At 37.5% G+C, this 24,101-nt stretch carries 28 protein-coding genes; 13 read left to right on the top strand and 15 right to left on the bottom strand.

Going from position 1 to position 24,101, the window contains the following annotated elements:
* Positions 1–111: 111 nt before the first annotated feature.
* From G6W41_RS07705 to G6W41_RS07695, 3 genes are all read left to right on the top strand, one after another.
* Positions 112–972: a substrate-binding domain-containing protein gene (locus G6W41_RS07705; protein ID WP_021084303.1), complete on the top strand. Its 861-nt coding sequence runs from the start codon at positions 112–114 to the stop codon at positions 970–972.
* A gap of 153 nt (positions 973–1,125) precedes the next feature.
* Complete coding sequence (locus tag G6W41_RS07700; RefSeq protein WP_242039935.1) at positions 1,126–1,776, top strand: 4Fe-4S binding protein; 651 nt, start codon at positions 1,126–1,128, stop codon at positions 1,774–1,776.
* Entirely contained in the window at positions 1,776–2,603 is an 828-nt protein-coding gene (locus tag G6W41_RS07695) for a radical SAM protein (protein WP_194171138.1), read from the top strand. The genes G6W41_RS07700 and G6W41_RS07695 overlap by 1 nt, the downstream gene beginning before the upstream one ends.
* A 394-nt stretch (positions 2,604–2,997) precedes the next feature.
* Here G6W41_RS07695 and G6W41_RS07690 read toward each other — a convergent pair whose 3' ends face one another.
* Genes G6W41_RS07690 through G6W41_RS07675 form a run of 6 tightly spaced genes read right to left on the bottom strand, consistent with a single transcriptional unit; the run spans position 2,998 to position 6,212 of the window.
* Positions 2,998–4,347, bottom strand: a complete 1,350-nt coding sequence (locus G6W41_RS07690) for a sensor histidine kinase (protein WP_194171137.1) — start codon at positions 4,345–4,347, stop codon at positions 2,998–3,000.
* Complete coding sequence (locus G6W41_RS07685; RefSeq protein ID WP_194171136.1) at positions 4,331–4,990, bottom strand: response regulator transcription factor; 660 nt, start codon at positions 4,988–4,990, stop codon at positions 4,331–4,333. The genes G6W41_RS07690 and G6W41_RS07685 overlap by 17 nt, the downstream gene beginning before the upstream one ends.
* 41 nt (positions 4,991–5,031) lie before the next feature.
* Positions 5,032–5,253, bottom strand: a complete 222-nt coding sequence (locus tag G6W41_RS10200; RefSeq protein WP_242039934.1) for a hypothetical protein — start codon at positions 5,251–5,253, stop codon at positions 5,032–5,034.
* Positions 5,223–5,357 carry a hypothetical protein gene (locus G6W41_RS10325; RefSeq protein ID WP_275944624.1) on the bottom strand — a complete coding sequence of 45 codons (135 nt, stop codon included), beginning with the start codon at positions 5,355–5,357 and terminating at the stop codon, positions 5,223–5,225. Before G6W41_RS10325 ends, G6W41_RS10200 begins: the two co-directional genes overlap by 31 nt.
* Positions 5,327–5,683, bottom strand: a complete 357-nt coding sequence (locus G6W41_RS10195) for a hypothetical protein (protein WP_242039933.1) — start codon at positions 5,681–5,683, stop codon at positions 5,327–5,329. Before G6W41_RS10195 ends, G6W41_RS10325 begins: the two co-directional genes overlap by 31 nt.
* A gap of 43 nt (positions 5,684–5,726) precedes the next feature.
* Positions 5,727–6,212, bottom strand: coding sequence for a PepSY domain-containing protein (locus G6W41_RS07675; RefSeq protein WP_194171135.1), 486 nt, complete (start codon positions 6,210–6,212; stop codon positions 5,727–5,729).
* A gap of 617 nt (positions 6,213–6,829) precedes the next feature.
* Here G6W41_RS07675 and G6W41_RS10190 point away from each other — a divergent pair.
* The 4 genes from G6W41_RS10190 to G6W41_RS07660 all read left to right on the top strand — a co-directional run bounded on the left by G6W41_RS10190 (position 6,830) and on the right by G6W41_RS07660 (position 9,182).
* A complete protein-coding gene (locus tag G6W41_RS10190) occupies positions 6,830–7,024 on the top strand; it encodes a hypothetical protein (RefSeq protein ID WP_242039932.1) in 195 nt (64 codons plus the stop codon).
* Entirely contained in the window at positions 7,003–7,257 is a 255-nt protein-coding gene (locus tag G6W41_RS10185; RefSeq protein ID WP_242039931.1) for a hypothetical protein, read from the top strand. Before G6W41_RS10190 ends, G6W41_RS10185 begins: the two co-directional genes overlap by 22 nt.
* 585 nt (positions 7,258–7,842) lie before the next feature.
* Positions 7,843–8,685 carry a hypothetical protein gene (locus G6W41_RS07665; protein ID WP_194171134.1) on the top strand — a complete coding sequence of 281 codons (843 nt, stop codon included), beginning with the start codon at positions 7,843–7,845 and terminating at the stop codon, positions 8,683–8,685.
* A 35-nt stretch (positions 8,686–8,720) separates the two neighbouring features.
* Positions 8,721–9,182: a DUF1643 domain-containing protein gene (locus tag G6W41_RS07660; RefSeq protein WP_194171133.1), complete on the top strand. Its 462-nt coding sequence runs from the start codon at positions 8,721–8,723 to the stop codon at positions 9,180–9,182.
* A 36-nt stretch (positions 9,183–9,218) separates the two neighbouring features.
* Here the strand turns inward: G6W41_RS07660 and G6W41_RS07655 are convergent, their stop codons facing one another.
* The 5 genes from G6W41_RS07655 to G6W41_RS07635 form a co-directional block, all read right to left on the bottom strand.
* The gene (locus tag G6W41_RS07655; RefSeq protein WP_194171132.1) at positions 9,219–11,237 is read right to left on the bottom strand and encodes an AAA family ATPase; all 2,019 of its coding nucleotides are present in this window, start codon (positions 11,235–11,237) and stop codon (positions 9,219–9,221) included.
* A 229-nt stretch (positions 11,238–11,466) separates the two neighbouring features.
* Positions 11,467–11,814 carry a hypothetical protein gene (locus G6W41_RS07650; protein ID WP_107944100.1) on the bottom strand — a complete coding sequence of 116 codons (348 nt, stop codon included), beginning with the start codon at positions 11,812–11,814 and terminating at the stop codon, positions 11,467–11,469.
* 131 nt (positions 11,815–11,945) lie between these two features.
* On the bottom strand, positions 11,946–12,842 hold the full coding sequence (locus G6W41_RS07645) for a hypothetical protein (RefSeq protein WP_194171131.1): 897 nt from the start codon (positions 12,840–12,842) through the stop codon (positions 11,946–11,948).
* A gap of 9 nt (positions 12,843–12,851) precedes the next feature.
* The gene (locus tag G6W41_RS07640; RefSeq protein ID WP_194171130.1) at positions 12,852–13,439 is read right to left on the bottom strand and encodes a hypothetical protein; all 588 of its coding nucleotides are present in this window, start codon (positions 13,437–13,439) and stop codon (positions 12,852–12,854) included.
* A gap of 100 nt (positions 13,440–13,539) precedes the next feature.
* A complete protein-coding gene (locus G6W41_RS07635; RefSeq protein ID WP_194171129.1) occupies positions 13,540–15,231 on the bottom strand; it encodes a DUF262 domain-containing protein in 1,692 nt (563 codons plus the stop codon).
* Positions 15,232–15,362: 131 nt separating this feature from the next.
* On the opposite strand from G6W41_RS07635, the gene G6W41_RS07630 reads away from it, so the two are divergent.
* From G6W41_RS07630 to G6W41_RS07615, 4 genes are read left to right on the top strand one after another with little or no spacing between them, the layout of a single operon-like run.
* Positions 15,363–16,181 (top strand): SIR2 family NAD-dependent protein deacylase, encoded by an 819-nt coding sequence (locus G6W41_RS07630; RefSeq protein ID WP_194171128.1) that lies wholly within the window; start codon positions 15,363–15,365, stop codon positions 16,179–16,181.
* A 53-nt stretch (positions 16,182–16,234) separates the two neighbouring features.
* Complete coding sequence (locus tag G6W41_RS07625; RefSeq protein WP_194171127.1) at positions 16,235–17,152, top strand: helix-turn-helix transcriptional regulator; 918 nt, start codon at positions 16,235–16,237, stop codon at positions 17,150–17,152.
* A 3-nt stretch (positions 17,153–17,155) separates the two neighbouring features.
* Positions 17,156–17,692, top strand: a complete 537-nt coding sequence (locus G6W41_RS07620) for a type II toxin-antitoxin system death-on-curing family toxin (protein ID WP_194171126.1) — start codon at positions 17,156–17,158, stop codon at positions 17,690–17,692.
* A gap of 16 nt (positions 17,693–17,708) precedes the next feature.
* Positions 17,709–18,284: a metallophosphoesterase family protein gene (locus G6W41_RS07615; protein ID WP_194171125.1), complete on the top strand. Its 576-nt coding sequence runs from the start codon at positions 17,709–17,711 to the stop codon at positions 18,282–18,284.
* Here the strand turns inward: G6W41_RS07615 and G6W41_RS07610 are convergent.
* Entirely contained in the window at positions 18,266–18,598 is a 333-nt protein-coding gene (locus G6W41_RS07610; protein WP_194171124.1) for a hypothetical protein, read from the bottom strand. The genes G6W41_RS07615 and G6W41_RS07610 overlap by 19 nt on opposite strands.
* 115 nt (positions 18,599–18,713) lie before the next feature.
* Here G6W41_RS07610 and G6W41_RS07605 point away from each other — a divergent pair, with 115 nt between their 5' ends.
* Both G6W41_RS07605 and G6W41_RS07600 read left to right on the top strand, forming a co-directional pair.
* Positions 18,714–20,135 (top strand): hypothetical protein, encoded by a 1,422-nt coding sequence (locus tag G6W41_RS07605; protein ID WP_194171123.1) that lies wholly within the window; start codon positions 18,714–18,716, stop codon positions 20,133–20,135.
* A gap of 65 nt (positions 20,136–20,200) precedes the next feature.
* Entirely contained in the window at positions 20,201–20,392 is a 192-nt protein-coding gene (locus tag G6W41_RS07600; protein WP_194171122.1) for a hypothetical protein, read from the top strand.
* A gap of 8 nt (positions 20,393–20,400) precedes the next feature.
* On the opposite strand, the gene G6W41_RS07595 is transcribed toward G6W41_RS07600, so the two are convergent.
* The 3 genes from G6W41_RS07595 to G6W41_RS07585 all read right to left on the bottom strand — a co-directional run bounded on the left by G6W41_RS07595 (position 20,401) and on the right by G6W41_RS07585 (position 24,094).
* Entirely contained in the window at positions 20,401–22,395 is a 1,995-nt protein-coding gene (locus G6W41_RS07595) for an AAA family ATPase (protein ID WP_194171121.1), read from the bottom strand.
* 121 nt (positions 22,396–22,516) lie between these two features.
* Positions 22,517–23,725 (bottom strand): PD-(D/E)XK nuclease family protein, encoded by a 1,209-nt coding sequence (locus G6W41_RS07590; protein WP_194171120.1) that lies wholly within the window; start codon positions 23,723–23,725, stop codon positions 22,517–22,519.
* Positions 23,726–23,767: 42 nt separating this feature from the next.
* On the bottom strand, positions 23,768–24,094 hold the full coding sequence (locus G6W41_RS07585) for a hypothetical protein (protein ID WP_194171119.1): 327 nt from the start codon (positions 24,092–24,094) through the stop codon (positions 23,768–23,770).
* Between the last annotated feature and the right edge of the window lie 7 nt (positions 24,095–24,101).

The following is a 24,101-nucleotide window of genomic DNA, read 5'->3' as shown; positions in this document are numbered from 1 at the left end:
CATAAATTTATCTTCAACTACCATTTTTGCAAATTACAAAAGTCAAATTTCACAAGTTTCGCGTGCCGAAAATATCAAATTTACATTTCTTAAATCCCAAAAGGAGATTTCGTGGAATTAAAACAAACCGGTATATCACGCCGTGGCTTTTTAAAAGGTGCTTTAGCCACAGCGGCTATTGCCACGCCACAAACGATGCTGGCTGGCTTTACGCCATTTAAGTCTGACTCGCTTCAGGTTTGGTCGTGTGGAGGCTTGTCTGAAGCTTTTAACGAGTTAAATGCCATTTACGAGTCAAGAACAGGGCACAACATCCAATACACTGGCGCTTTTGCTGGTGCTCTTGGCAAGTCGCTTTTAGCACTTCAAAGCACGACCGAGCTCTTTGGAGCAAGGGTTTTAGAGCTTTCTAAAAAACTTCGCAAAGCTGGTCTTAGCCTCCACTTTAGACCGCTATGCTTTACTGACTACGTCCTAGTCGTGCCAAAAGGCAATCCAGCAGGCATTCGCGACTTAAAGGACCTTGCAGAACCAGGAGTTAGAGTGATGCTGCCTCTTAGATCATCGCCCCCTGGCAGTGGCCCAGTCAAAGGGATATTAAAAAACTCAAACCTAACTGATGCGGTGATGAAAAACATGGTCGCAAACGGATCATGCGTCATAAATATGATGTGCGAGCTAGTTGATGGTAAGGGCGATGCTTCGATCATCGAAAAGCGCCTAACAACGCACGATAGGTTTAAAGACAAGATCGAGTATATGCCCATCGACGAAAAGCTCATTCCGCCTGGACCGCTCACTTTTACGCTAAATATAATGAAATATGTAAAAGATGAAAGACTCGCAAATGACTTTGCAGACTTTGTTTGCGGTACCGAAGGGCAAGAAATTTTTGAAAAACATGGCTTTACCTCCATTTATTCAGCGCGTGGGCTAGAGCTTATAGAAAGGTTTGGTGTAAAAGATGTGTAGTAGCTGTAATAGTGCATGCTCCAATAGCAGTGCATGCGGCAACGTAAATTTAAAAAAGAAAAGCAAAAACTCCCCCACAACAAAGATAAGACGCCTAGTGCAGCTCATCTTCATAGCAGGCATCGGACAATGGGCGTATTACGGCATTTTTAGATGCCCTTTTATAGTGCCATTTGTAAATTGCCAAAACTGCCCTATCATCACCTGTTGGGGCGGATCACGTCGCTGTTTTTTGGATTTTGGCTATTTATCCCAGCGCTTGTCATCCTCTTTGGCAGGGCATTTTGTGGCTGGGTCTGTCCAGCAGGCTTTGTCAATCAAATGCTTGGTAAATTTGCATTTTTCAAGCTAAAAATTCGCAGCAAAAAGCTAATAATCGCTCAAATAGGCATGCTAATTGCCATAGCAATCAGCCTTTGGGTATATTTCGTCTGGGGCAATCCACGCATGATGATACCTATAAGAACGAGCGATGAGTACCTAACTGCCGTTACTTTATCACTTCGCTTTGGCGAGTGGGAGTGGGTCACACGCACAGCAGTCATCATCTCGGTCATGCTAGCCTCGCTAATCGTAGCTAATCTTTGGTGCCGCTTCGTATGCCCATCAGGTGGCGTGCTTGAAATTTTGCGTAAATTTTCGATCTTTCGCGTCTATAAAACAAGCGCCTGTGACGACTGCGATGCGTGCTTGCGCAAGTGCGAGATGGGGACAAGACCTGATGAGATAAACTGTACAAACTGCGGTGAATGCCTCAATGTCTGCCATGCTAATGCCATTAAATTTGGAAGGAAAAAGAGCTAATGATCTTTCGCACTAAGGCTGATTTAGACAACCACCCATGCTTTAACAAAAAGGCCTCCGCTAGCTACGGACGCGTACATCTACCAGTTGCCCCACGCTGCAACATCCAGTGTAACTTCTGCAACCGCATATATGACTGCGCTAATGAAAATCGCCCTGGCGTAACAGCAAAGGTGCAAACGCCAGATGAATCGGTGAAATTTCTAGAAAAGCTCTTTAAATTTAGACAAGACATCTCAGTCATCGGCATCGCTGGTCCTGGCGATCCGATGTGCGATGCTGACAAGACGCTAGCAACCTTTAAAAAGTGCGAGTCCCACTTCCCAAACGCCCTGCTCTGCCTCTCGACTAATGGCTTAGCGCTGCCTGAGCATGTGGATGAGATCGTGCGCCTTGGCGTGAGCCACGTGACAGTGACTGTTAATGCCGTGACGTCAGATGTTGGCTCAAAGGTCTATTCGTGGGTGAGGTATGAAGATAAAAACTACTACGGCGAAGAGGCCGCTAGGATACTGCTAGCACGCCAGGACGAGGGCATCCGCAAGCTAAAAGAGGCTGGCATGCTAGTAAAGATAAACACCGTAGTCATCCCTGGGGTCAATATGGATCACGTCCAAAGCATCTCGGCAAAGGCAAAGCAGTGGGGAGCTGACATAATGAACTGCATGGCGATGATACCAGTGCATGACACCCCTTTTGAAAATTTAAAGTCCCCTTCAACCGATGAGATCCACCGCATACGAAGATCGATATCTAGCGATATAGAGCAGATGACGCACTGCAGTAGATGCCGCGCTGATGCATGCGGAAAGCTTAGCGAAAGATAACGATCAAAGACACTAATTTTAGTGTCTTTTTGGTTTTTGGTTTGTAGCTTGCGTGGTTCGTGGCTTGTGTATCTTGCAGCTCTTGGCTAAATTTTGTAAAGTTATCTTAGATAGCAAAGTTATAAAAAGGCATAGAAAAGTGTGGTTAATTCGTAATTGAAGTGAGTTTTGCTCAAAAACAAGGTAGCGAAATTTTCTTTACATTATTTTACAAACTCTTTTAAAAGCCATTTAAATGGACATTAAATTACACATCTTAATGCTTTAGCTTAATCTATCTTGTATCTTTGATAGTCTTATGCTTATGAATAGACGCCGTTTTGTATGAAATTTAAATTCGTTCTTATATTAGTTTTGCTCTTGCATAAATTTTGTCTTAGCAAACCACATAAATTTATGCTTGCTTTAAATTTACAAGCTCAAATTCAGCCCAAAATTCGCTTCCAGCTCCTGCTTCGCTTTTTACACCTAGCTTTGCGCCGTGAATTTTAGCTATATTTGCAGCGATGGCAAGACCAAGGCCGCTGCCTCTGTTTTGACTTTTATTTCTTGAGCTGTCAGCTTGATAAAATTTATTCCAGATTAGCTCGATATCTTTTTTAGAGATGCCTAAGCCATCGTCTTTTACAGACAAAAATGCATGCGTTTTTGTGAGGGTTAAATTTAGCTCGATCTTAGCTTCTGCAAATTTTAGTGCGTTGCTTAAAAAGTTATCCACCAGCCTTGAAATCATCAGCTCATTGCCTAAAATTTGGACATCTGGCGCTACCACGCAGCTAAATTTTAGCCCCTTAGCGCTTGCTAGCTTCTCATAGTCGCTGGCTAAATTTTGCAAGATAGAGCTTAAATTTATGCGCTTTAGCTCCAAATTTCTGCCAGCTTCCAGTCTTGAAAGCTCCAAAATTTGATCTATCAGCGAGGTTATCTTTCTTGACTGCCTAGAGATGACCTCCAGCGACTCCTTGGCCTCGTTCAAATTTTGCGAGTAATTTTTAGCGTAGTCGCTCTCAGCCATGATGACAGATAGTGGCGTTCGCAGCTCGTGCGAGACATCTGAGGTGAGCTGTTTCTCGCTTTGATAGACCTTTTCTAGGGAGTCGAGCATCTGGTTAAAAACGCTTGCAAGTGCGTGCAGCTCGTCTTTGCCAGCAGGCAGGTCTATGCGCTTTGAAAAGTCACGGCTACTGCCTATCTCAAGCGCAGTTTTTGACATCGTGGCGACTGGCTTCATCGCATTTTTTATCGTTTTGTAGCCGCCGTAAAGCACAAAAATAAACAAAACCGGCACAAAAACGCCAAGAGCCAGTAAAAATAGCCCCTCTTTTTTGAAAAATTTCTCCGCATTTATCACGCCTCTGACCCAGATCCCTTTGCCTTTAGCTGCGATATCGTAGTAGTAAAAGCGGTTTTCACCGTTTTCAAAAAGGCGCACTGCACCGCTGTTCATTTTAAGTGAAATTTGAAAGTGTTTTGGCGCTAAACCACCGATCACATCGCCTTTTGCGTTATATTTTATAAAAAATATCCCATCATCGTATGGCTCAAACTCATCCATATCGTTGGCTATTTTGGTGACTGATTTGGCTAGCTTTTTTTGGCTCACGTCCTCAAAAACCTCGTCCGCCACGACCGCCGAGATAGCAACTAAAGCCGCCACGATAACGATGATAAAAAACGAGTACCAAAGCGTTACGCGCGCCGTTATCGGGATGTTTGCAAGCGCTTGCTTAATCCTTAACAACATAACCAAGCCCTCTTTTAGTCTGGATCACATCGCACTCGCCAAGCTTTTTTCTTATGTTTTTTATAAGCACGTCGATGACGTTTGAGCCACCTGTGTAGTCAAAGTCCCAGACGTGCTCTTTGATCTGGTCGCGAGTTAAAATTCTGCCCTTATTTAGCATCAAAAACTCTAAAATTTCATACTCTTTGCCAGTTAGCTCGATCTGCTCGCCGCTAAATTCGACTGACTTTTTAGAAAGGTCGATCTTTAGCTCGCCTGCGCAAATTTCACTAGCCACGTTGCCGCTGTTTCGGCGAATGAGCGTGCGCACCCTGGCTAGCAGCTCCTTAAAGTCAAATGGCTTAACTAGGTAGTCATCCGCGCCCGCGTCAAGCCCCTTCACAACGTCGTCCACATCGTCTTTTGCCGTTAGTATCAGCACAGGGGTCGCTAGCTTTGCGGCGCGCGATCTTTGCAAAAATGTAAGTCCGTCCATCACTGGCATCATAAGATCAAGCACGATGAGATCGTAGTGCGCGACGGCAGTAAAGTCCATCGCCTCCTCGCCGTTAAACGCGCTATCTACGCTATATCCGTTTTTCTTTAGGTGCCTTGTGATGACGCTATTTAGGTCCATTTCGTCCTCTACGACTAAAATTTTCATCCCTGCCTTACCTGCCTCACTTGGTTTTGCCAGCTATTTTATCAAATTTGGCTTTTTATTTTTAGATTTAAAATTTCGCCATTTGCTGCGCCTATCTTAAAATCATATAAAAAGCCGTTAAATTTAGCCCTTGCCTCATAAAAATACTCCGCTCCAAGCGTGCCAAAACTTTGTTTTTTCGCTAGATAGATCGGTGCAAATTCCACCTCTTCTGGCTTTGTTTTTAGGCGCTCTAAGATGAGCCCTTTAACTCTTTCTGGCAAGAGCAAGCCACTCTTTCAAATTTGGCCTGCTCTTCATTTATCTTTGATAGCTCAGCCCTTTGCGCCTCGTCTTTTAGGCGGTTTGAAGCGTTTGATAGCCACACTCCAGCCTTGCCAGCGTAGAAGACAAATCCGCTACACCTTGAAGCGAAAGCTCAAGCGCATTTTTAAAGAAATTCTGAACTTTGCATTCTGAGGTAGCTTGACTTAAAATTTCTGCTCTACTGTTTGCTTCACTAGAGTTTTTATCCAAATTTTCAGGGCTTTGCTCGCTCTCTCCTAAATTTTCGCAACTATTTTTATTAGCACCAGCCTCGGCATTTTTACTTAAATTTTCTCTCGCGCTTTGGCTAAAATTTTCGTTCAAATTTCTCTCTAAACCCTGTTCGCCAACTTTATCGTTTAAATTTTGCTCTAAATTTTCACTCATCTTTTTCACCTTTATAAATTTAACGCCCAAAAAGGGCGCTAGATCACTTTGTATAGTTGCCGATTATCTCGCCTGTTTGAGCGTTTATGATCACTTTTTTCTCGCTCCTGTCGCGCTTAAGCTCTACTTTGTATATCCAAGCACCATTTTTATTATCAAGCTCTGCCTTATCAAGGCTCCAGCCAGCCTCAAGCGCTTGAGCTTTAGCCACAGCCTCATCGATGTTAAGAGCAAATTTTGAAAAATCTACCGCTTCGATCGGCAAGATATGTTTTTTATTTTTATTCTCTACTTTAACGATCTGACCGCTATTAGCATCGATCTTGATCTCTTGTTTGACACCATCTTTAAATGTCTCTATCTTGTAAAAAGTCACGCCCTTTTTGACGTTCATCTCGATATCTTTGGCACTTGAGCCTGGGAAGTTTTTCTCCGCTATGTTTAAAGCCTCTTTTGATGTGATGGCTGCTTGCAAGCTTGTCGCTCCTAAAACTACTGCTAAAACTGCTGCACCTAGTACCTTTTTCATTTTTGATCCTTTTATTTTTAATTTCCAACTTTCGTTTGGATGAGCGCATTATAAAAACCTAAAATGAAGCTAGGATGAATGAAGAGAATAAGAACTAGGTTTGATGGCATACTAAATATAAAGAAAAGAGATATGCAAAATTTTTAAGCGATGAGGTATTAGTATTAATAAATAAATTTATACGAAAACTTCGCCAAATTATTACACCAAAACCACACAAGGCTCTTCTATTTCATCTGAGCGAGGATACTTTTTGTCTGACGGATCAGACAAAAATACCTCGTTAGGGATCATCTCTAAAACCCTATATTTATGAATAAACATCGCTCAACAATACTAAAAATATACAATCAAAATAAAACAAAACACGTGTAACCTATTAACATTTTTAAAATCTTGTCTGTTTATGACCACTGGTAAATTTGTGCCAAATAGGACACTTTTATTTCCATTTTTTTACTATAATTCTAGAAAAAAGTAAGAAGAAGATAATATATGAGAGGCATTGCATGATATCGTATAAACTTTTTGCCAAACAAGGAGATTTGCTAACTGCAAAAGTTGATTTTGCAGTCAATCCATCAAATACGGCTATGCTGCTTGGAAGCGGTGTATAGATGGCATTTAAACAAATTTGTGGTGTAATACTTGAAAAATATATGCAAGACGCACTAAAAAATCGTGGAGTAATAAACCAAGGTGATGTTATAAAAACCGCATCAAACTATAAAAATTTCCCATATGTTTTACATGCTGCAGTGATGAACTATACTGAAAAAATAAACCCAAAGTGCCAACGATACAGACCATAAAAGAAATTTTGCAAAATTTACAGCAAATTTTACTACTCGAACAAGAAGACAATCTAACTCTTGCTCTACCACTTATTGGTTGCGGTATTGGCGGTCTTGAAAAAAGTGAAGTTGTATTAGAGTACAAGAATTTTTTCTTGTATCAAGAAAAAGCGGATAAAAAGTGCGATGTTATGGTTTATGGCTACAATCAGAGTGACTTTGAGTTGATAGAGAAAATTTTAAAAGGGTAGATAGTGGATTTGATTTTTTTTAAGAAAAAAAGGTAATAAAAAAATTGTTATTGATTTAGATGTAAATGAGATAAAGGATATTGGAGAAATTCTTCAGATAAAAGAAACCCACAAAAGATACAACACTTATTTTATCCTAACGCCAGAAAAATTTTTTGCGTATAATTATAAGCGTAAAGAGCTAAAAACATTAGCGTATCATAAAAATGATCTGGAACTTTTTGATTGGCCTTTCTCCAGCTCTTTATTTTCGGTTGAAGATAATATCTCTTGGATTAAATGCGATTAGGATATTAAATTTTTTGATGGGTATGGCGATCCAATACCACTTGAAGGCTATAAACATGCATATTATTATAGTTATTTGGATGGAATATACATTAGCAAAAGTGACAACGAAGATGCTTTTAGTAACAGCAAGTTAGAACTTTTTGATCCGATAACCAAAACAGTAAAAGAGGTTATTTCTGGTCAATTTTTAGAAAAAATTTAGTTACGGTAAAAAATCCAAAGAACGATAATTTTTTTGGTGTTAGTGATTTAGAAGGAAATATAAAAGTACCATCAAAATATTTAGATGTTAGTATGATTTGCGACACGATTGTAAAACTTCGTAATGATAAATGCCAAAATGAATACTTTGATCTAGCTAATAATAAACCCATTTTTACTGACTACTTTTATATCAACAAAATAATGGTGCAAACTGATATAGAACAAGATATTTATAATGGAGAGATATTTTATTATGAAAAAAATAACAAAATAGGCTTGATTGACTACCAAGAAAATATCAAATTAGAGGCGAACTATTTTTCTTTTGACTATCTGGCTTTTGGACTTTTTGCTTTTAGCCGATCCGAAAAAAATCCATATGATTTTTACCAGCCTAAATTTGGACTTTGTGATACAGAAGGTAATGTGCTTTTAGAAGAAGAATATGACGAAATTTCTATATCTTTTTATGACTATGATGATATCGCCACAATAAAAGCTGTTAGTACAGAGCTGATAAATGGTGAAGAATTTGAAACAAAAACATTTGTGCTAAAAGACCATACGGTTATACACAATGACGAAATTGATAATATTTGGATGGTTGATAAAGATAAATTTATCATTCAAAAAGAAGGCAAATATACGCTAAAAAGCGGCTGGGATGATGATGCTAAAATTTTTATCGAAGCAAGCGATAATCTCTATGTGTGCAATGGGATTTTTAGCCACTCCTTGGCCAATGGGAAATATAGGCTTTATAGAAACGATTTTATCGTAACAATCGAATGTGATAATTATAAATTTATCTATGATGAAAAGATTGTAATAAAAAAGAATAACTATCTTAGTTTGGTGGATAAAAACTTTAATGTTATTAAAAATAATTTTTACAATGCAAAAGATATTGTTTTAATTAATAATGGTTTTTGATATAATTGAAAAATATTTTTTGAAAGGACAACACAATGGAATGTTCAGCGGTTTTCTCACAAGATAGGAAATATAGATATGTTTTAACAAGAGTTTGGGATAAAAATAAACCAATGCTTGTTTTTGTAGGATTAAATCCATCCATCGCAAATGAAACAAAAGATGATCCCACTATAAAAAAATGTATAAAATTTGCTCAATACTGGGGTTACGGCGGTTTTTATATGCTTAATTTATTTGCAATCGTCTCAACAGACCCGTCTGTGATCTACTCCGCAAAAGATCCTATTGGCAAAGAAAACGATAAAATGCTTGCAGAGTATTCAAGTAAAGTAGATAAAGTAGTATGTGCTTGGGGAAATAATGGATCGTATCAAGGCAGAAGCAAAGAGGTGCTAGATGCCTTAAAAAATAAATTTTACATAAAACTAAATGCCAGCGGTGAACCTGCTCATCCATTATTTTTAAAAGGTGACTTAAAACCTCAAAAATTTTAAGCCGCTATCTGTATGGGTTAGAAGATAAAGCATCTCCTAAAACCCTATCTTCGCACTCTTTTCTTCATTTTTCAGTGCGACTTCTAGCTCAAGTCTATGGCAAAAGTCGTCGCCATTTTTTATAGGTCTAAATTTAGCTTGTCTTCTCACACTGGCAAAGTCTCCAGGCGCTAGCAAGCCTAGGTTTGAGACCTTTTTACTTGCGTTTTCATCAAATTTGACTTTTAACAGCGCACACTCTTTTTTAAACAAATTTCTTGCTTGCTCTGGCAGCAAGTATCCAAACTCAAGCTTTAGATCAAATCTTCTAAGACAGGCTTTATCAAGATTATCTATCAAATTTGTCGTGGCGATAAAGATGCCATCAAAGCTCTCCATCTGCACTAACATCTCATTTACTTGGGTTACTTCCCAGCTTCTTGCAGCCATGCTTCTATCTTGCAAAAAGCTATCAACTTCGTCAAAGACTAGCACGGCTTTTTTATCTTTGGCCTCTTTGAAAGCTAGTGCTATATTTTGCTCAGTTCCTCCTACAAACATCGACAAAAGATCGCTTCCTTTTTTGATAATGATAGGCTTTTTTAGGCTTTTAGCGATAAATTTAGCGTAAGCGCTTTTGCCAGTTCCAGGCACTCCGTAAAGGCATATCCTTGCGTTTTTGCTCGCTTTTATGCCTTGCATTAGCTCGGTTAGGTCGCAGTCTGAGTTTACGAAATTTGGATCATAGCTGCTTGGCAGATCAACGCTTGGTTTTTCATCTTTTTCTATCTCATCGTAGCCTTGCGCTTTTAGAGTGTTGCTTATCACTCGCTCAAAGGCTTTGTTTTTGTCTTTTGTGTTTAAATTTGAAACGACTAAGCTAGCGTTACTAACGACTGCTGGAGCTACAAATCGATTTTTAGCTAGTTTTTTAACAAGCTTACTATCTATCAAATTTTCACTATATTTTTTTATGATCTTGGCTCTTACATCTTCAGTTGGTATGCCTATCTCTATGGCTAGGTTAAACCTTCTAACTACAGCTTCATCCATATCAAGGATATTATTAGTTATCCAGATAGTTGGCACTTCGTTAGTCTCAAGAGATCTATTTATAAAGGCTTTGCCATACTGCCTTTTCTCATCATTTTTGGTATTAAATATATCTTCTGCTTCGTCATACATGAGCAAATTTGACCCGGCGGACAATACACTTTGCGCAAGGCAATATGATCTTATCCTTTGGTACTCGTTTGCGTAGCCATCTCCATCATCATAAGCTACTTCGTAAAGCTTTAAATTTAACTCACTAGCTACTGCTTTACTAAACTCAGTTTTACCAGTCCCTGCTGAGCCATAAAGGAGCACATTTACTCCCTTTTGCTTTTTGCGAATGGCATTTTTTAGAAACGAGAGCAAAATTTTCACATCTTCTTTTATATGAGGGTAGTTTTTTGTGGTTAAATTTGTCTTGCTGCATGGCTTTATCGCACTTTCAAATATCTCATCTATGCTTTTGCACTCAACAAACAAATCACCCATGAAGCTATTATTTATAACATCGGTTTTTGACCTTAGACTGCGTCCGTAACTATCTATTTTTAGTATCGAGGTCTTAGCAAAAACTCCATCTTTTCTAAAAGCATTTTGCACATCGCTAAATTTTAGTTTTAGTATCTTTGAGATCGCTTTTATGGCCTGTCTGGTGTTTAGCTCTCCTAGCAGATCACAAGCGTTTGAGACTACTTCATAGTTATACATGATCGCGACAAATCTCAAGATCTCTTTCTCAGTCTCATTAAGACCTAAATTTTCTTGAAGTAAATTTAGATTGTGCTCAAGCTCTTTTAGCTCGCATGAAATTTTGCTTTTTTCAAGGAGCCAAAGTCTATTTTTTAGAGCCTCGATGTCTTCTTCTTTGGGCTCACTTGTGCATATATCCAAAAACTCTAAGACATCATCACTTCTGCATCTTAAAAACTCTTTCTCTCCTCCGGCGTAAAAAATGGCACGAAGTATCCAAAGTGTTGCAAGCTCATATATCTCATTATCTACGAAAAAATTTTCTTTTTGCATGACAAGCTCCTTTTTTTGCTTTTGTTGAAGTTATTTTACTTAGCCAAAAAGACATTTTTATGTCCATAAAAATAAAATTTGAGAAATTTGTTGTGAAAGGTAAATTTAAAAAGAGCGTCCTAAAACGCTCTTTATTTACTCCAGTGCATCGCTGCTGTATGGCGATTCTAGAGCTTTTGCACTAGACTAGCACGATCTTGTATTGTAGGTTTATTTTTACTATAAAGTGTTATTTGTTTAAGAACTTAACTAGCTCATCTTTAAAATGGTCATCATCATACTCTTCATATGAATAATCATAATTTAAGCTAAAATGCACATTACCAATGTACGCATCTACTATTGATGTGTTAGAAGTCGGTTTTTTAGTGTGAGCTTCGATACTTAGATTTACCGGTAAAAAAGAGTCTTGGTAAGCAAATTCACTTCTAGTAATAACACATTTTTCATTTAGGTATGAATTGCAAAATTCTAAAAACTTAGCTCCTAATTCATCTGCTAGTTCTCTTTGTGTGCTAGCTAGATCTACAAACTGCTCAATTATTGGAGCACTTTTAACAACTTTTTTCTTTGACATTTTTTCTCCTTTGTTTTAATTATTTTTTGTCAAGATATCTTTGTGACATGTGAAATTATAACAAGCAAAATGGACAAAAAATGTCTATATTTAGAAATTTGAATTAAAAATTTAATATTTTTTATTTTGCTTTAAATTTCATAGTACTCATCCCAGCAAAGCGCCATATCAACAGAGCCTATGCGCAGTATGTCTTTGATATTGCAGATATGCGTGTTATTTATAAAGGCTGAAAATAGATAGCAAAAATATGCCTTACTATCAAAATAGACAGAGCTACCAAAATATTCATTGCAGTTTTGCGTCCAACGGCTCTTTTGCTTGCTCATTTCTCCAGGGATGATAGGCTCATTTATGATAGCTAAGAAATTGTCGTCATTTTCATCATAATCTGGATCGTCTTCGCGCAAGCGAAAGACCAAACGAAATTCCATAGCATAATCCTCGATAAATCCACCCTCAACCCTTGCTTTTAGCCTGTTTTCAAGCATTTTTGCATCTCTTATTAAGATATCTTGGTAACTAGCTAGAGCTTTATTTATCTTCTCTATCTGCTCCCACTGATCCTTGTTGGCATCAGAGATATACTCTTCTCTCTCGCTACACTCTCGCTTCTCCAGGCAAAGATCTATAGGCGTATAGTCATACCATGAGCGAAGCTTGCCCTCCATCCTGTCGATAGTCAAAATTTCATCCCAGCTAAGATCCGTATGGTCATATAAGCAGTGATAAAACCAGCAGTGCCACTCGCCAGACATCTCATGTGTGGGCCAGTTTCTAAATTCGTTTTGATTTTCCGTATAAAAGTAGTCATCTATGTGATTCATGAACTCCTCATATCGCATAAGAAGTTCGTCTTTTGAGTAAAAAGAGAGTAGTAGCTCACAAAAATGATCACATGCCTCTTTTATATCTTTTGCGCAGAGGTCTATCTGCTTTGCACGTGGCACGATACGGCGCTCAAGGTCATAGAGCCTTTCGTTTATGCTATTTAGCTTTCGCCTTTGCTCCTTTGTAAATTTTCCCATTTTTGTCCTTTAAAATTTAATCACCGCAACTTGTTCGTAAATTTCTTTATCAACAAATTTGCCATCCGTACCAATCGAGTAGTTTTTGCCTAAAAAATAGAGCTTAAAGTCAGTTATAGCACCAAAAATAGGTAGAGTTTGCGTTTTTTGATAGTAGTTTTTAGTGATATTTGAGATGACTTTTAGCTGCTCATCTAATGCTTTAAAACAAAGCTCATCTAAAAACGGCGTTAGGCTGATATATCTTAAATGCTGCGCCATAGCAAGAACAAATATAGGCTCACTCTTGCGCTTAAAATCCGTATCAATATAGATATATGAGCCTCTAAATTTTACTCGCTCGTTGTAGAGTTTTTGCACCTCGCCAAGCTCTGCGTCTATGTTAAGAGCAAAGTGCTTGCTAAGAGCTAGGATGAGCGTTTCTGAGCTGTGTGCCCAGTCAAAGTGCCCCTTTGTGATGAACTCATCAAGGCTCTTTGCCGCTTCTAAATTTGCAAGTGCTCTTGTGAAATTTTGCTCTCTTACGTAGCCAAGTGCTTTTGAGAGCGCCTTTTTGTCGCTGTTTTGTGTGAGAATTTTAAGTTGCTCGTAGATCATTGATTATCCTTTTTTGATTTTTATCGCCGATACATTTTTTGCGATCTGTGAAATTATAGCAACTAGAATGGACAAAAAATGTCCATTCTAGTTTAGAGAGTTAGTTTATAGTAGGATTTTGCCAAATTTCAAGAAAATCATTAAATATTTTTTCTGAGCGTTCTTCTATTTTACTTTTATTCCAAACTCTATTTTTTATGACTTCCTGTGTTATTTTAAGCATTGCATGTTTTTGTATCTCTTCTCTTTTTTTATCCCAGTTGTTGTTTTGTATAGCGGTATTTAACTTGCTTTTTAGAAGTGCCATATTTCCTATTTGATATATTAATTCATTCGCCGTTTCCTCATTTTTACCAATATTTGACCAGTTTTCTTGCCAAGTTTGCGGCATAAGATGCTCTAGCGTATAGGTATATTGCAACTCGCTAATATCATTTTTTTCGCTTCTACAATTATATAACTCTATCCAAAATAGCACTAAGCTGGCACGTTTATTGTCTATATCCAACAATGCTTCCTTTATCTCATCATCGTTGGTTATTTCAAAGTTAGCGATAAATTTTTGCATATCAACTTTACCTTTGATATTTTTAATATTCCTGCCGATAACTTTATTTATGCTATTTGTTACTTTCCCGCACATCCAGTGTCTGATTATAAAATTTTCAAGTATTGCATAACACTCGTCAAGCTCTTTTTTATCAAGCTCTAAACTACGTAGCTTTAACACGAGAGGTATAAAAATATTATATTCCGATATGCTCATTATATGAAGTAATCTTTTTTCGTTATCGCTAAATTTAAAGGTTTCGCCCTTATCCGCCCAAGGAAGTTCATAAAAAAGATTTGCATACCAATTTATCTCTTTTATAATATCCAAAACCTCGTCTTGGCTTTTATCTTTTATATACTCTTTATATAGCATACTAAGTCCGTCTTGTGTATGCTTTTCTATATTAAAAAAGCCTTTTATAAGCGCATAAGCATAAAGTAAAATCTCACTTCTATATCTTCTTGAAGCTTTTTCTTCCCAAAATTTTAAACGTTCATTTGAACCTTCAAATATACTTTTCCAGCACTTATCGTATATTTCCTTTGCTTTTTCATCACCCATATTTCCAGATTTTATAAGTCTATCAAATATTGCGTTTTTGATAATATCCATTGACGATAAAACTAAACCTGCCGAGTTTATAGAGTCAAATATTTTTTGTTCGTCTTCATTTTCATCTAAATTTATAACGACCCATAACTTCATCTCTAATATATAGTCCAAGAAACGAACAATATCACTGCTTTCTAAATTACTATTTTTTAATCTTTCAGAAAAATATTTATAGCATGAAATCAGTTTGTCATCATTTTTTACTTCACAAAATTCCAAATAGTTTTTTGCTTTTATAATAGACTCAAAAGAAGCTCTATTTATATGTGAGTGCTTAATTTTTGGATTTTTTTCACTTCTTGGCTTTGCATATAAGTATCCTGCATAATCATTCATTCTAACTTCATCCAGCATATCATATACGGATTTAACTAATATAGAAAAGGTGGTCAGTCTTTGTTGTCCATCTATCAGGCTTCTACGACTTCCATCTCCCATAGAGCTTGATAATTGCTTCAGTATGATTGAACCTAAAAAGTGAGGTCTTCTTTCTTTGAAGCTATAAAAAAGATCTTCAAAAAGCTGTTCCCACTGTGGCTTGCTCCAAACATAAGGACGCTGAAAAAATGGAATTTCTATGTTATTTTCTTGTTCCATAAATCCAAAATTACCTTCATTTGCCTTCATTATCTCTCCCTTTTTTAAAAATTAATTAATCGATTATATCACTTTTATAAAGTAAATATATTAAAAACAACGGACACAAAAATGTCTGATCAATTCATTACAATTACCCAAATTTCTTTGAAAGGATCAAAATGCAAGAGAAGATAGACAGGATCAAAAAGATCATCACAGAGGCCGATGCGGTCATCATAACAGCAGGTGCTGGTGTGGGTGTGGATAGTGGATTGCCTGATTTTAGGGGAGATGCGGGATTTTGGAGGGCGTATCCGCTTTTAAGGGATAAAAATTTAAGCTTTGAAGATATGGCAAATCCGCAGTGGTTTTTAGATGATCCAAAGCTAGCATGGGCTTTTTATGGTCACAGGCTAAATTTATACAAAAAGACAGAGCCTCACGAGGGCTTTAGGCTACTTTTAGATCTTGTAAAAAGTAAAAACGATAACTATTTCGTCTACACCTCAAACGTCGATGGAGACTTTGCTAAGGCTGGCTTTAGCGAGGAGAAAATTTACGAGTGCCACGGCTCGATCCACTACTCTCAGTGTATCCACAAGCGTGATGGCGCTATATGGCAAACTTGTAGCGATATCAAAGTAGATGAAGAGAAATTTGTCGCTTTAGATATGCCAGTTTGCCCAGAGTGTGGCTGTGTGAGCCGCCCAAATATCGTTATGTTTTACGATTGGATGGTAAATACAAGGCGCATAAACGAGCAGTATAAAAGATATGAAGCGTGGCTAGAGCAAAACAAAGATAGCCGCTTTGTAGTCATAGAGCTAGGCGCTGGGCTTGCGGTGCCGACAATTAGAAATTTTGGTGAGAAATTTGTTAAACGCTCCAAAAAAGCAACTCTTATCCGCATAAACCCACGAGATAACTATATATCACAATACATCGGCATAAGTCTAAAATGTGGCGCACTAGATGGTCTTAGGCAGATATTATGCTAGAAAAGACATCTTCTAGTCCTAATTTGGATATAATCCCCAAACTAGGAGGCCAAATGAAACCCATCATAACCAAACAAGAAAACAGCAAATTTGAACGCATAAATACGATAGCCCTAAAGCTAAGAGAGAGACCGCACACGATAAAAGAGCTAACGGCCATGCTTGGAGTGACCTCAAAGACCATCCAGCGCGACCTTTACGACACGCTAAGAGAGTATGGTGCCATCAAAAAGGGGCACTACTGGAGCCTAAACGACGAGGACGCGAGCGACGGACTAGACGGCGATGATAGAGTAGTGCTAAATATCCTTGATAACGTAGCAAAAAACATGGGATCAAATTTTTACAGCAAGGCTCACGTGCTTTTAGAGCAAATTTCTCAGCAGCTAAACCACCCGATACTTACAAATATAAACAACGAAAAGCTAAGCGAAGACGACCTCGTAAATTTTCAAACGCTTGAGGATGCTATAAGAGAAAAAGCGGAGATAACATGCACGTATAACGGCTTTGAGTTTCTTGTAAAGCCCCTAAAACTAGCACTTTTTGAGGGATTTTGGTATCTGCTCTTGCTTGATAGCAACAAGGGCAATAAATTTAAGAAATTTCACCTAAAAAGCATAAAAGATATAAGGCAAAGTGGGGATAAATTTGAGTTAAGTAGCGAGCTAGATGAGCGTGTAAAGGCGATGAACTCGGCATGGGCAAACCTAGAAGCTCCAAAAACAGCAAAGCTGCTGCTAGCGCCAGAAGTGGCGAAATACTTTGAGCGAAAACCGCACGCAAAGCAGCGCATAACTGGTCAAGATAGCGACGGCTCAGTCGAGATCGAGATAGAATTTACGCACATAATGGAGATAAAACCGCTCATATACTACTACCTGCCATTTATCAAGGTGCTTGAGCCAAAAGAGCTGGCTGACGAGGTCAAAAAAGATGTCAGTGGGTATCTAAAAGAGATAAATTTCTAAGCCATGAGCAGCAACGATAAAGAAGCGCTAGAGCTTATTAGATACTACAAAAAGAGCTGGTCGCTACTGCAAAAATTTGATGATGGCTCGCTTGGTCTTTGCAAAAGCGATGTGGGCGAAAATTTTATCCTTGAATATGACGAGGCGCTAACGGCAGTGAATGAGCTAAAAAGAGAGCTAGCAAAAAAGGGCGAGGCGTCAAATATCTTTGGCGTTCAAAAGGCAGATGAATTTGAAGGGGTAATAAAAAATATCTATCAGACATTTGGCGGACGTGATCTTTTAGCAAACCCACAAGAAAAAGCGGCAAATTTGATCTACTACATCATCAAAGACCACCCATTTAGCGATGGCAACAAACGCATCGGATCATTTATATTTATCTTGTTTTTATCAAAGTGCAGGCTTCTTTATAAAAGTGGTGGCGAGCTAAGGATAAACGACAACGCCCTTGTTGCACTTGCATTGTTCGTTGCTCAAAGCGAGCCAAAACAAAAAGATATGGTGGTAAATTTGATCACAAATTTACTCGGGAATTAAAGGCTAATGGACATAAATGAGCGGCTTAAAACTTTTTCACGCTAGCGATTTGCACTTTAATGCTGGTTATTTTGACTACATTTTGGCCCTTCAAGACAAATTTGACATTTTTTGTTTTAGTGGTGATTTTCTATACAAAGAGAACGCGCAAGAAAAAGAGCAAACTACTTTGTGGCTAAAAAGCTTTAAAAAGCCGGTATTTGTATGTTCTGGCAACCACGATATGCCGCCATCTTGGCTAAATTCCATAAATAACATATACGCTGATGGCACTATAAAAACTATAAACGGCGTTAAATTTGGCTGCGCACCATACTTGTGTGATGACCTGCTTGAATTTGCGGAGTGCGATATCTTGCTGTCTCACGTTCCCCCAGCAAAGACAAGCACGAGCATTAGCAAAAATGACAAAGATCACGGAGATATAGAGCTTGCAAGGCTTATCAAAAACAATCTTTTAAATGCAAAGATCATCCTTTGTGGGCATATCCACGAGCCAAAATCACACATAGATATTTTAAACGGAGTTAAAATTTATAACTCTGCAAGCAGCGGCTCAAAAGAGCCATTTTGTCAAACGATAGAGCTATAGTTTTCTATCATTTTAGCCACTTCTTGATGCTCGTAGGGCGTCATTTCTGTATCTAAAATTTGCAAGCATATCTCTTTTATAAATTCGCTCTCACGCCCAAAGTCGTTTTTTAGATTTTGCAGTATAAATTTACTCTCAGCAATGACATCATGTGGGTTGCTTAATGCCTTGACAGCTTGCCTGTAAAAATCTTTTGACATCTCAGTATTGCTATATTTAGTAAAATTTGCGTTATTTACGTAATCATAGCTTGATTTTGCCTGCGCCAAAAAAGAAAACTCATCATACTCTTGCCAAATTTCTTGTTCGCTCATTTTTGCTCCTATGCTTTTATTATAAATAAAAATTTGGACAAAAATATCCCAAAAACAGACATTTTTCTGTCTTTAACTCTCGCTAATATCCTCTTAAATTTTTAAGGAGGTAAAAATGGTTTGCACCAAAGAAGAAAAAGAGCTTTTAGTAGCTTTTGATCAAAAGCTTCTTGAGATACAGCGCGAGATGACGGCAGAGTATATGCGCATTAAGGAGCTTTTTAAGACGTATCTTGACCATGATAAAGATATGGTAGACATTGTTTGCAAGGTTTATTTTTATATGAAAGACTACGAAGAAGAAATTCTCTCTGTTGAGTTACATGACTTTTACTTTGAAGATGATGATCTTAGTGGTATAGAGCTATGCTATGACGGGCGACCACATGGCTTTGACTGCTCCATCATACTTACCAAGATGCATAGCGCCTCAATGACTATAGAAGAAATTTTGTCTATTGATGATATATGTTGGCATTTTGAGCCAAGACTATACTATAAAAAAGAAAAAATAAGTGCCTCGCTCAACGAGAAGCTCATTTGGATGCCTATTGTAAGCTCTGATGACTACAACATATATCTGCCAAAGGGTGTTAGAGAGGCAAGCACCTTGAAAGACTTTGACAATATGTATATTCGTAACAGTTTTTTGACCTCTTGGTTTGATTTTGAATATAAAATTTTGCCAAAAAGTTATAAAAATTTTATCACACGCTTTAGACAAACGCCAACTCAAAGTTTTATAGATCTAGATAGTTTCCATAGCAAGGATTATTTATCAAAACTATACAAAGACTACGAATTTGTTGAGCAAATAACTGGGCTTATCATATCAAAATATGTACCGCTAGATATGATCGCAAGAAGCGTTTTAGACGCATATAAAGCGATGTGCGAAGGGACTTTACATGCGTGCAAGCTAGCGCTTGAGCTAGGCTTTGCTATAAACGCTCGTGGCGGCTTTGGATACTCCACTAAAAACTCTGGTGCAGTAAGAGCCCCATATAACGACATAGCGCTAAGCGTTATAAAGCTTCACAAAGATAGGCCAGATCTTAAAATTTTATATGTAAATTTTGGTAACAAAAAAAGCAAAGGCGTCTTTGAGCTAGCGCAAGATGATAAGAGCCTTTGGGTCTATGAGATTTACACAAGAGGCTATGAAGCTACTAAGGATATATGCCCTAACCTAGATAACGTCTATTGTGACTCCGTCTTGCCAAATACCACAAAAGAACAATATCTACAAAATATAAAAGATGGGCTTAGCAAAGCTATAAGCAATATAAAGCCAGATCTCATCATCTATAGCTCAGATGTGACTATGACGTCTGGTTTTTTTAATGTAGATGCAAATTTGCTAAACAAGCGTGATGCAGTCGTAACTACTTTAGCAAGAGATAGCAAAACGCCTCTTTGTGTTTGCATTAGTTTAGATCCTTTTCAAGATACACGTCATAAGGAGATGGTGCCTTTTTACAAAAGGCTTATAAAGGATATGCTCTGCGTTATAGCGCAAAAGAGAAGCGAAAAATAGCCGAATTTGATGGCGCAAGGCTTGGCAGAGACTTTGAAAATGTCCTGCCTAGCAAGCTTGCGCTTATGGATGATGAAAATTCCAAAAATGCAGACGTGCTAGTGATAAGCGACTTTGAGTTTGCAAAGAGAAATTTATCAAAAGATGAGGTAGATACAGCGAGATTTTACGGGCTAAATGTGAGCTTTGAAAAGACAAAGGATGAGTTTTTTGATGAGATAATAGAGTATGAGCAGGATTTCAGTCTAGATATCTAGACTGAAATTTAAAATCCAACCCTTCTTTCGTTTTCTATCTTTTTATATCTGATCTCGTCATTTAGGCGATTTGCAAATTCGTTTGCATCTGCTAGTGGGCTAAATTTATTTGCTCTTAGCACAGCCGCAAAGTCTCCAGGCGTTAAAAAGGCGAACGAGCCAACAAGTTTTAGATCGTTGCTACTAGCCTTTAGCCCTAAAATTTCACACTCTTTTTTAAAAAGGCTAAGTGCTTGCTCGCTTTTTAGATAGCCAAATTCTATCTTCATATCAAAACGCCTGATACTCGCACTATCAAGCCTGTCAAGCAAATTTGTCGTAGCGATAAATATGCCCTCAAAGTTTTCCATCTGCACTAGCATCTCATTTACCTGACTTATCTCCCAGTTTCTAACCGCATTACTTCTATCTTGCAAAAAGGTATCGACCTCATCAAAAACAAGCACAGCGCCTTTTTCTCTAGCCTCTTTAAAAGCCTGAGCTATATTTTTTTCTGTTTCGCCGATATATTGGTTTATTAGATCGCTTGATTTTTTTAGAACAAGTGGCTTGTTTAGCGACTTTGCTATGTATTTGGCGTAAGCACTTTTGCCAGTGCCAGCTGCGCCGTATATACATATCCTAGCGTTAGAGCTCTCTTTTATGCCACAAGCAAGTTTGTTAAGATCGGTGCTTGCGTTTATAAATTCCACATTATAGCTTTGCGGCAAAGGTAGGCCTTGATCGGCACTTTTCTCTTTGTCATGCCCTTGCGACTTTAGCGTGTTATCTATCACCATTTCAAACGCCTTTTGCTTGTCAAATTTATCTAAACTTAACGCTACTTTGGCCGCCTTTTGTATGACAGCTGGCGATAGAGAAGTGTATCCCGAAAGCCTTTTTACGCTCTCATTTGTGCTAAGGCCGTTTGAGTATTTTTCTATTATCCTTTTGCGTGTTTTTTCATCTGGGATAGGTAAATTTATGGCTATATCAAAGCGTCTTAAGACAGCCTCGTCCATATCTTGCACCTTATTTGTTATCCATATAGTCGCTATTTTATTGTTTTCAAGGGCTCGATTTATCGCAGCCTTGTTTATCATGATGCCATTATCTAGGCTAAATATATCCTCAGCCTCGTCATACATCAATAAAATATTATTAGAAAAGATATTTTGCACCGCCGTGTAGGCGAGATATCTCTTTGTAGCCCTTTTGTCGTTTTCAAATTTATTATAAGCCACTTCAAAAAGCTCAAGGCCGATCTCTTTTGCCACTAGCTTTGCAAATTCTGTTTTGCCAGTGCCAGCAGGTCCGTAAAGCAAGATATTTACCCCATGCCTTTTTGTGCTAATGGCATTTTTTAGATACTCAAGTGTAAGAGATAGCTCGTCCTTTATGTGTTCAAAGTCACATATCTTTAGATCGCCCTTGCCACAAGGCACTACGCTTTTTAAGAAAATTTTGCTTATATAGTTTTTGGTATCAAACATCTCAAAAGCAAAGTCATCATTTAAAAAGCTATATTTAGCAATAAAATTGATTTTATATCTCTCCATTACAAGTAGCCCTGAGCTTAGCAATTTCGCATCATATTTTAGTGCATTATTTACAGCGCTTTGCGGTAAATTTAAGATAGTGGCGATCATTTTATTAAAATCTCTATTGTTTATATCTGCTATCTTGCCGATAGTGTTTTCAAGCGTGCTTGAGTTTGATACGACGATCAAAAAGCCTAAAATTTGCTTTTGTGTCTCATCTAAATTTAACTTTTTGCTAAGCATTTGTAGGTTTTTGTCTAGCAAAGCAGGAAATTTTGGCAAATTTTTTAAGATATCATCATGCCTTTTCTTTAGCTCTTTTAAGAAATTTGACATGCCGCCTATCGCTTTTATCTGCTCCTCGCCATAGCCAAGATCTTCTATAGCTCTATCAGCTGCGCGCCCATCTACTTTGTCAAATAGTCCGTCATAAAGCACTGCACGCAACAGATAAAATGTAACAAGTCTGTCAAAATTTCTCATCTCATCTCCTTTTTTATTTTTTGAGATGATACTTGGCTTTTTGGACTTTTGTATGTCTTATTTTGTGAAATTTTGGTATTAAATTTGAAATTTTAGTGGCAAAAGCCACTAAAATTTGGGGTTAGTTTTGGTTTAGGTTAGAAATTTTTTCGTTAAATTCGTTTATAAAATTTTTTATATCATCCAATAAGGCTTTTTTAAAATTTTCTTTTACAATGTCTTTGCAAATATCATCTCTTGTAATATCTTTATAAACAATCCAATAATTGTCTTTTATTATTTTTCCATCCATCGTGATATATTTTAATTCTATGCTTTTACTTTTTTCATTCTTTACAAAACCGATTATAGGTTTTTTAAGACCTTTATCCATAAATTCTATTGCAAAATCAAAAAGTTCCCACCTTTTTTGTGTTATTTTTATAGGCTGGCAATTTTTTCCATAATCTGTAATGATATTATTTGGCTGAGAAATTTCAAAACCTTTTTCCTCTTTATAAATATCTTTTAAGCTATCTGAGATATTTTGAAAAAAATCATTTATTATTTTTCGCCTTGTTTGTTCATAATTGCTTACTATATCCGATACTGCACGATAATTATCTTTAAAAATTTCTATTAAGTCTTCATTATTCATTTCATCTATCCTTTTGTATCTATCATAAATCATCTCTATCACGTCCTTGTATTGTGATAAAAATACATTTAGGTCAGTTATATTTGACACCTCGTTTTTGCACCTATCTATCCACTCTAAAATTTCTTTGCTATAGCTGATGACCTTAAATTTTATAGACGGATTTTCTCCTAGTAGTCTAGCATGATAGTCGCCAAGGCTTTGTTTATCTGGTAGCTCTCCATCTGGGTGCAGATACAAAACACATATATCCTCATCTTTAACTTCAGCATCTTTATTTTGAATAGCTTTGATATACCTTGCTATCTGCGTAGGTTGGTCTTTTGCATATACTTTATTTTCTAAGATGATATGCTTCTTGCCGTCGCTTATATAGATATCTATATGCTTAAACTCTTTAAAAACGGTGGCAATGCTCGTATCTATACCAAAGTCATCTATGCCACACGTCTCTAAAAATAGCTTTAAAAATAGACCGCCTTTGTAGTGATCGCCGTTTGGATCAAGCAGTGAAGCTATAAAATTTGAGTGCAAATTTACTTCATCGCTAAATTTATGAAACAAAGTAAAGATATTATAGTCGTGCTTGCCCATGGCTCTTTGCCTGTCTGCCTCGGCCTTTGCCGCCATGTAGCCTTTGCTCATATCTGCAAAGAGCTTTTCAAAGTGCTCTTTTTTTGACTTTATCCACATCCTCTCTCCTTTTAAAATTTGATATCTACATCGTCTATTTTTTTAGTATTTTATAGTAGCTTTCATATCAATGATCCGCTCATCGACATAGTCTAGATCATCAGTGATGATCGCATTAAATTTACACTCCTCGCGAAGCGTATCTCTTATCTGCTCCAAGCAAAGCTTGATCACAGCATCAAGTGGCATATCTTTAGAAATTTTAAAATTTATCTCAATACCCTTTGCATTTTCAAGTAGTGCCAAGAGCTTGTCAGATATGCTTTGACTAAGTGCGTATATGTCCTGCTTTGCCCTAAATATAGCCATGTGCTTCGACTCGCCACTATCATTTTTATACCAAGTTTCAAAGATGCTGGTGTGCTCCATTTTATCT

It is taken from the genome of Campylobacter concisus, assembly GCF_015230035.1.
Taxonomy (GTDB): domain Bacteria; phylum Campylobacterota; class Campylobacteria; order Campylobacterales; family Campylobacteraceae; genus Campylobacter_A; species Campylobacter_A concisus_BK.
The sequence above is the reverse complement of the archived record's forward strand: the minus strand, read 5'-3'. Positions and strand labels throughout refer to the sequence as shown.

Excerpts from the sequence above, each read along its gene's own strand:
- G6W41_RS07700 (WP_242039935.1), top strand. The coding sequence starts at position 1,126 with ATGCCCTTTTATAGTGCCATTTGTAAATTGCCAAAACTGCCCTATCAT.
- G6W41_RS07695 (WP_194171138.1), top strand. The coding sequence starts at position 1,776 with ATGATCTTTCGCACTAAGGCTGATTTAGACAACCACCCATGCTTTAAC.
- G6W41_RS07690 (WP_194171137.1), bottom strand. The coding sequence starts at position 4,347 with ATGTTGTTAAGGATTAAGCAAGCGCTTGCAAACATCCCGATAACGGCG.
- G6W41_RS07685 (WP_194171136.1), bottom strand. The coding sequence starts at position 4,990 with ATGAAAATTTTAGTCGTAGAGGACGAAATGGACCTAAATAGCGTCATC.
- G6W41_RS10195 (WP_242039933.1), bottom strand. The coding sequence starts at position 5,683 with ATGAGTGAAAATTTAGAGCAAAATTTAAACGATAAAGTTGGCGAACAG.
- G6W41_RS07675 (WP_194171135.1), bottom strand. The coding sequence starts at position 6,212 with ATGAAAAAGGTACTAGGTGCAGCAGTTTTAGCAGTAGTTTTAGGAGCG.
- G6W41_RS10190 (WP_242039932.1), top strand. The coding sequence starts at position 6,830 with ATGGCATTTAAACAAATTTGTGGTGTAATACTTGAAAAATATATGCAA.
- G6W41_RS07665 (WP_194171134.1), top strand. The coding sequence starts at position 7,843 with ATGATTTGCGACACGATTGTAAAACTTCGTAATGATAAATGCCAAAAT.
- G6W41_RS07660 (WP_194171133.1), top strand. The coding sequence starts at position 8,721 with ATGGAATGTTCAGCGGTTTTCTCACAAGATAGGAAATATAGATATGTT.
- G6W41_RS07655 (WP_194171132.1), bottom strand. The coding sequence starts at position 11,237 with ATGCAAAAAGAAAATTTTTTCGTAGATAATGAGATATATGAGCTTGCA.
- G6W41_RS07650 (WP_107944100.1), bottom strand. The coding sequence starts at position 11,814 with ATGTCAAAGAAAAAAGTTGTTAAAAGTGCTCCAATAATTGAGCAGTTT.
- G6W41_RS07645 (WP_194171131.1), bottom strand. The coding sequence starts at position 12,842 with ATGGGAAAATTTACAAAGGAGCAAAGGCGAAAGCTAAATAGCATAAAC.
- G6W41_RS07640 (WP_194171130.1), bottom strand. The coding sequence starts at position 13,439 with ATGATCTACGAGCAACTTAAAATTCTCACACAAAACAGCGACAAAAAG.
- G6W41_RS07635 (WP_194171129.1), bottom strand. The coding sequence starts at position 15,231 with ATGAAGGCAAATGAAGGTAATTTTGGATTTATGGAACAAGAAAATAAC.
- G6W41_RS07630 (WP_194171128.1), top strand. The coding sequence starts at position 15,363 with ATGCAAGAGAAGATAGACAGGATCAAAAAGATCATCACAGAGGCCGAT.
- G6W41_RS07625 (WP_194171127.1), top strand. The coding sequence starts at position 16,235 with ATGAAACCCATCATAACCAAACAAGAAAACAGCAAATTTGAACGCATA.
- G6W41_RS07620 (WP_194171126.1), top strand. The coding sequence starts at position 17,156 with ATGAGCAGCAACGATAAAGAAGCGCTAGAGCTTATTAGATACTACAAA.
- G6W41_RS07615 (WP_194171125.1), top strand. The coding sequence starts at position 17,709 with ATGAGCGGCTTAAAACTTTTTCACGCTAGCGATTTGCACTTTAATGCT.
- G6W41_RS07610 (WP_194171124.1), bottom strand. The coding sequence starts at position 18,598 with ATGAGCGAACAAGAAATTTGGCAAGAGTATGATGAGTTTTCTTTTTTG.
- G6W41_RS07605 (WP_194171123.1), top strand. The coding sequence starts at position 18,714 with ATGGTTTGCACCAAAGAAGAAAAAGAGCTTTTAGTAGCTTTTGATCAA.
- G6W41_RS07600 (WP_194171122.1), top strand. The coding sequence starts at position 20,201 with ATGGATGATGAAAATTCCAAAAATGCAGACGTGCTAGTGATAAGCGAC.
- G6W41_RS07595 (WP_194171121.1), bottom strand. The coding sequence starts at position 22,395 with ATGAGAAATTTTGACAGACTTGTTACATTTTATCTGTTGCGTGCAGTG.
- G6W41_RS07590 (WP_194171120.1), bottom strand. The coding sequence starts at position 23,725 with ATGTGGATAAAGTCAAAAAAAGAGCACTTTGAAAAGCTCTTTGCAGAT.
- G6W41_RS07585 (WP_194171119.1), bottom strand. The coding sequence starts at position 24,094 with ATGGAGCACACCAGCATCTTTGAAACTTGGTATAAAAATGATAGTGGC.